Raw genomic sequence first — 6,383 nt, 5'->3', positions numbered from 1 at the left:
GGGCTGGGTGGTGCTGGGCGTGGTCAAGATGCTGGGCGGCGCGGCGCTGGCCTACCTGGCAATCACGCACATGGTGCCGGTGGAGCGCGCGGTCGACCCGAACCAGATGTACCTGGCGGCCTACGAGTACGTGTTCCCGAACTACGGCTGGGCGGTGGCGGCGACGGCGCTGTTCGTGGTGGTCTCGCAGCTGAAGATCAACGTGACGAACGCCTACGCGGGCTCGCTGGCCTGGAGCAACTTCTTCTCGCGTGTGGCGCACAGCCATCCGGGGCGCGTGGTGTGGGTGGTGTTCAACGCGCTCATCGCCTTCATGCTGATGGAGATGAACGTGTTCGAGGCACTGGGCGACGTGCTCGGCCTCTTCGCCAACATCGCCATCGCCTGGATGATGGCCGTGGTGGCCGACCTGGTCGTCAACAAGCCGCTGGGGCTGTCGCCGCCGGGCATCGAGTTCAAGCGCGCGCACCTGTGGGACATCAACCCGGTGGGCGTGGGCGCGATGGCGCTGGCGTCGGTGCTGTCGATCACGGCGCACCTGGGCGTGTTCGGGCCGCTGGCGCAGGCCTTCTCGGCGCTCATTGCGCTGGGCACGGCGCTGGTCGCGTCGCCGCTGCTGGCGTGGGCCACGGGCGGCAAGTACTACCTGGCGCGCACCTCCGACGCGGGCGGCTCGGTGCTGTTCGCGCCGGCCGCGGGTGGGCGCAAGGTGCGCTGGGCGCGGATCGAGCCGTCGCCGGACGAAGGCGGCAGCTACCAGCGCCTGAAGGTGCAGCACTGCGTGATCTGCGAGCGCGAGTACGAAGGCCCCGACATGGCGCACTGCCCGGCCTACCAGGGCGCGATCTGCTCGCTGTGCTGCACGCTCGACGCGCGCTGCGGCGACCTGTGCAAGCCGCACGCGAGCCTGTCAGCGCAGTGGTCCGCCGTGCTGCGCTGGTTGCTGCCGCGCCGCAGCTGGCGTTACCTCGACACGGGGCTCGGGCACTTCCTGCTGCTGATGCTGGTCATCGTGCCGCTGCTGGCGGTGGTGTTCGGCGTGCTCTACCAGCAGGAGCTGCGGGCGCTGAGCGAAGGTGCGCTCGCGCTGGCGGCGCAGGCCGACGTGGGCGGGGCGCTGGTCGCGGTGCAGCAGGCGTCGTTGCGCTCGGGTTTTCTCAAGGCCTACATGGCGCTCTTGGTCATCGCGGGCATCGTCGCGTGGTGGCTGGTGCTGGCGCACCAGAGCCGCAAGGTGGCGCAGGAAGAATCGAACCGCCAGACCCACCTGCTGGTGCGCGAGATTGCCCTGCACCGCGAGACCGACCGCGCACTGCAGGACGCCAAGCAGAGCGCCGAAGAAGCCCGCGAGATCGCCGAGCACGCCAAGCTCGCGGCCGACCAGGCGCGGCGCGCGGCGGACCTCGCGAACCAGGCCAAGAGCCGCTACATCAGCGCCATCAGTCATGAGCTGCGCACGCCGCTCAACAGCATCCTGGGCTACGCGCAGCTCATGGGCGAAGACCACTCGGTGCCGCCGCACCGCCAGCAGGCGGTGGCCGTCATCAAGCGCGGCGGCGAGCACCTGCTGTCGCTCATCGAGGGCACGCTGGCCATCGCCCACATCGAGGCCGGCAAGCTCACGCTCGACGCGCGGCCGATGCGTTTCGCCGACGCCATGCGCGAGCTGGCCGACATGTTCGAGTTGCAGGCGGCGGAGAAGGGCCTGCGCTTTCGCTTCGAAGCGGCTGGTGCGCTGCCCGACGTGGTGCGCGCCGACGAGAAACGCGTGAGCCAGATCCTCATCAACCTGCTGGGCAACGCGATCAAGTTCACGGCGGCGGGGCAGGTGACCTTGCGCATTTCGTACGCGCGCGAGTTCGCCGCCATCGAGATCGAGGACACCGGGCCGGGCATGACGGCGGCCGACATCGAGCGCATCTTCGAGCCCTTCGCGCGCGGCCACGCGGCGGTGTCGTCGGCGCCGGGCGCGGGCCTGGGCCTGACCATCGCGAAGATGCTGACCGACCTGATGGGCGGCGAGATGAAGGTGCGCAGCACGCCGGGCGAGGGCTCGCTGTTCTGCGTGCGGCTGTTCCTGCCACGGGTGCACGAAGCGGTAGCCGGCACCGCGCGCGTCGCACCGGCACCGCGTGCACGGCGAGGCTACGAGGGCGTGCGCCGGCGCCTGCTGGTGGTCGACAACGAGGAGGCCGACCGCGAGCTGCTGGGCCATGTGCTCGCGCCGCTGGGCTTCGAGCTGCGCAGCGCGGCCAGCGGGCACGACGCGCTGGACCTCATCGCCGCCGGCTACCGGCCCGACGCCGTGTTCGTCGACCTCGCGATGCCCGGCATCGACGGCTGGGAGACCATCCGCCGCGCGCGCAAGCTGGGGCTGGCCGAGGCGTCGGTGGCCATCGTCTCGGCCAACGCCTTCGACAAGGGCCTGGACAACGACGTGGGCATTGCGCCCGAAGATTTTTTCGTCAAGCCCGTGCGCCACACCGAACTGCTCGACTGGCTGGAGCGCCGGCTGGCCCTGCAGTGGACCGACACCGCCGCGCGGCCCGCGCCCGCCGTGGCCGCGCCGCGCACGATGCAGCCGCCGTCGCTGGCGCGCCTGCGTGCGCTCGACGAGGCCGTGGGCCTGGGTTACTTCCGGGGCATCATGAACCAGCTCGACGACATCGATGCCGCGCAGCCCGAGTGCGCCGCGTGGACCGAGGCCCAGCGCGCGCTGGCCCGCCAGTTCCAGTTCGAAGCCATGGGCCGCGCACTGGCCGAAGCCGCCGAGGGCGCCGGATGACTCTCTTGTCTCCACCGACCATGCTCACATCACCGCTCGCCCGCACGCTGCGCGAGCAGCAGGGCGCCCACGGCGACCTGGTGCTGATCGTCGACGACGTGCCCGACAACCTCGCCGTGCTGCACGACGCGCTCGACGAATCGGGCTACACCGTGCTCATCGCCACGAACGGCGAGCAGGCGCTGCAGCGCGCCGCGCAGGCGCGCCCCGACATCGTGCTGCTCGACGCGATGATGCCGGGCATCGACGGCTTCGAGGTGGCGCGCCGGCTCAAGGCCGATGCGGCCACCGCGCACATTCCCATCGTGTTCATGACGGGCCTCACTGAAACCGAGCACCTCGTGGCCGCGCTCGAGGCGGGCGGGGTCGACTACGTCACCAAGCCGATCAAGCCAAAGGAAGTGCTGGCGCGCATGAACGTGCACCTGCAGGGCGCCCGCCGCGCGCGGCAGGAGGCACACCAGGCCGGGCAGGCACGCAATGCGCTCGACGCCTTCGGCTACGCGAGCATCACGGTGCGCCTGCCCGAGGGGCGGCTGATCTGGCAGACGGCGCTGGCGCGCGACCTGCTGGCGCGCTACTGCGAAACGCAGGCGCCCGAGACGCCGCCGGCCGTGCTCGGCTGGCTGCGCCAGCACGCGCCCGACGCCCGCGCGCGCGGCATCGAGCCGCCGGCCCTGGTCATCGCGCAGGGCGCGCGCAGCCTGAGCCTGCGACTGCACCGCCAGACCGGCGAGGACGACGCCGGCGACGAATGGATGATCGTCATGCGCGAGGTGTCCGACACCGCCGTGATCGAGGCCATGAGCCTGAGCCTGAAGCTCACGGCGCGCGAGGCCGAGGTGCTGTACTGGGTGGTCAAGGGCAAGACCAACAAGGACATCGGCGAGATCCTCGGCAGCAGCCCGGCCACCGCCAAGAAACACCTGGAGCGCGTGTACGTGAAGCTGGGCGTGGAGACGCGCACGGCAGCGGCCGGCGTGGCGATCAAGCGCATCCGCGAGCTGCAGCCGCAGTTCGAACTCTGAAGGGCGGGGGATGGCATTGCCGCGTCATGGCGCGGACTTTCCGGCTTCCTAGAATGAGGCAGGGCTCTCTGAGGGAAGCACGAGATGAAGAACAACAACAACCGCACCGCACGCCTGCTTCTTGCCGCAGTCGCGGCGTTGCCGGGCCTCGGCGCGCAGGCCGCCGGCCACTTCGATGTCGACGACGCCGGCACGCTCGATCCCGGCCAGTGCCAGTACGAAACCTGGTGGGGCCGCAGCGGTGCCGAGCCGGTCACGACGGGTTTCCATGTCGGGCCTGCCTGCCGGGTCGGGCCGGTCGAGCTGGGGCTGAATTTCGACCGGCTGTCGGCGCAGGGCGTCCATTCGGTCACGGGCGGCCCGCAGCTCAAGTGGACCTTTGCCGGCGCGGCCGCCGACGCGCCTTTCAGCGCCGCCGTGTCGATGGGCGCGGTGGCCGACCTGCGGCGCGGCGGTCGCTGGGGCGGCCAGCTGGTCGTGCCGCTCACCTGGCGGCCGACCGAGAGCCTGCAGATCCACGCCAACCTGGGCGCCGACTGGGCGCTGGGCACCGGCGTGCGCACGCCGCGCGGCGGCCTGGCCGTGGAGTGGGCGCTGAACGACGCCGTGTCGCTGATCGCCGAGCGCCACCGGGCAGGGGGCCTGTGGACCTCGCGCGTGGGCGGCCGCTTCAGCCTGACGCCGCTGATCAGCGTCGACATCAGCACCTCGCGCACCGGGCCGCAGGGCGTGCGCGGCGTGGTGATCGGGCTGAACCACGAATTCAGCTGGAAATAAGTGAAGGAAAACTGAAATCCGCTGCAATGGGATGAACTCCCGTATCGTGGATTTTGTTGATTTTGAATAAGATTCGGTCACATTTATTAACGAGTCAACGATCCGTGACCCCATCGCCCGTCCTGGACTTCAAGTTCACCGCGCCGCCGGAGAGCCCCGCGCAGACCTTCCTGCCGGGGCGGCCGGCCGGGGTGCTCGGCCGCTCGTTCACGCCGCAGCGCAATCCGCGCCTGCAGGGGCTGCAGTGCCTGCGCTGCGACGCGCTGTACCCGGTCACGCTCGCCAACGACGGCTGCCCGGCCTGCCGGCAGGCCGGCTTCCATGTCGGGCTGCGCGCCAGCTACCGGCCTGGCGGCCCGGACGTGGTGCCGATGCCCTACGTGCAGGGCTTTTCGCTCGGCGAGGGCAACACGCCGCTGCACGACATGCCCGAGCTCGCGCGGCAGTTCGACATCGCGCGCCTGAGCATCAAGGACGAATCGCGCAACCCCACCGGCTCGCCGAAAGACCGGCTGACCGCGATGGGCGTGGCGCAGGCGCTGGACGCCGGGGCCCACACGCTGGTGCTTGCCTCGTCGGGCAACACGGCGGTGTCGGCGGCGCACTACGCCTGGGCCGCGGGGCTCGGTTGTGAGGTGGCCTCCTACGAGGCGATGCCCGCCACCTATGCCCGCCAGCTCGACGCACTGGGCGCGCGGCGCTATGTGTTCGCCGACAACACCGGCCGCTGGGGCTTCGTGCGCGAGCGCTCGCAGTACCCGGGGTATTTCGCGCTGTCCAACTACCGCCTGCCCGCGCTGGGCAGTGCGCCCTTGGGCGTGGAGGGCTACAAGGCCATCGCCGAAGAGTGCCTGAAGGACGGCGGCCTGCCTGATCACGTCGTGGTGCCGACCGGGCGCGGCGACATGGCCTGGGGCATCTACGCCGGTTTTCGCGAGTTGCTGGCGGCGGGGCGCATCGCGCGGCTGCCGCGGATGTGGCTGGTCGAGCCCTTCCCGCGGCTGTCGCGTGTGCTCGGCGGCGGGGCGCTCAACGGCAGCTACCCCGGTCGCACGGCGCAGCTGTCGAGCGCGGGCGCGACGGTCACTTATCTGCAATGGCAGGCCGCCACGGCCAGCGGCGGCGGTGCCGTGGTGGTGGGCGACGACGAGGCCCGCGCGGCGCGGCGGCTGCTCACCGCGGCCGGCGTGAGCGCCGAACTGGCGGCAGCGGCGGGCCTGGGGGCCGTGCGGCAACTGCGCGAGGCCGAGACCATCGCGGCCGATGCGCATGTCGTGATGGTGCTGACCTCCGACGCGTCGAGCGACCCGAGCTGGCCCGACCGCGCCGTGGCCGCCTGAGTCGGCGTGCAAATCCGGGGCTCAGCGCCCCGTGTGCACCTTGATGCGGATCGTCGCGACGTCCCAGCCCCGGTTCTTCAGCCGCGTGACCAGCATCGGCGACAGCTGCCGCAGCTTGGCGGCCGCGGCGCTGCCCTTGACCAGCAGGCACCACACGTCGCCCTCGGCCGGCCCCGGCTGGATGGCCGCGCGCATGGCCGGCGGAATCAACCCTTCGATGGCCTTCAGCCGCTCGGCCGTGTCCCGCGCGCGCGCCATCAGGCTCCCCAGGGTGGGGGCGCCTGCCGCAGCATCGTGCAGTGAAATGGCGGGGGGCAGTCGGCGATACATGGGTAATCCAGGGGTTAGAAACAAGACAGCTAAAATGCCCGGTTTGCCGACGCGTGCGTCGGCGTTTGTTCCGGAACGGGGCCATCCGACTTCGAGACTTGCGAAGCTTGCATTCGAAGAAGG

The 6,383-nt window shown here is 70.9% G+C and carries 5 protein-coding genes; 4 read left to right on the top strand and 1 reads right to left on the bottom strand.

The features are described from left to right. From AC07XP_RS15690 to AC07XP_RS15675, 4 genes are all read left to right on the top strand, one after another. A partial coding sequence (locus AC07XP_RS15690; protein ID WP_495265184.1) for a hybrid sensor histidine kinase/response regulator occupies positions 1-2,785 on the top strand: 2,785 nt, incomplete at its 5' end. A 20-nt stretch (positions 2,786-2,805) separates the two neighbouring features. Beyond that, entirely contained in the window at positions 2,806-3,813 is a 1,008-nt protein-coding gene (locus AC07XP_RS15685) for a response regulator (protein WP_492729820.1), read from the top strand. A gap of 84 nt (positions 3,814-3,897) precedes the next feature. Further along, positions 3,898-4,590 carry a PA4824 family protein gene (locus tag AC07XP_RS15680; protein ID WP_495265183.1) on the top strand — a complete coding sequence of 231 codons (693 nt, stop codon included), beginning with the start codon at positions 3,898-3,900 and terminating at the stop codon, positions 4,588-4,590. Between the two features lie 104 nt (positions 4,591-4,694). After that, positions 4,695-5,930 (top strand): pyridoxal-phosphate dependent enzyme, encoded by a 1,236-nt coding sequence (locus AC07XP_RS15675; protein WP_095949380.1) that lies wholly within the window; start codon positions 4,695-4,697, stop codon positions 5,928-5,930. A gap of 21 nt (positions 5,931-5,951) precedes the next feature. Here the strand turns inward: AC07XP_RS15675 and AC07XP_RS15670 are convergent, their stop codons facing one another. Next, the gene (locus AC07XP_RS15670) at positions 5,952-6,260 is read right to left on the bottom strand and encodes a DciA family protein (protein ID WP_062474543.1); all 309 of its coding nucleotides are present in this window, start codon (positions 6,258-6,260) and stop codon (positions 5,952-5,954) included. Between the last annotated feature and the right edge of the window lie 123 nt (positions 6,261-6,383).

It is taken from the genome of Variovorax sp. GW531-E2, assembly GCF_059423125.1.
Note: the sequence above shows the minus strand (reverse complement) of the source record. Positions and strands in the feature narration are given on the sequence as shown.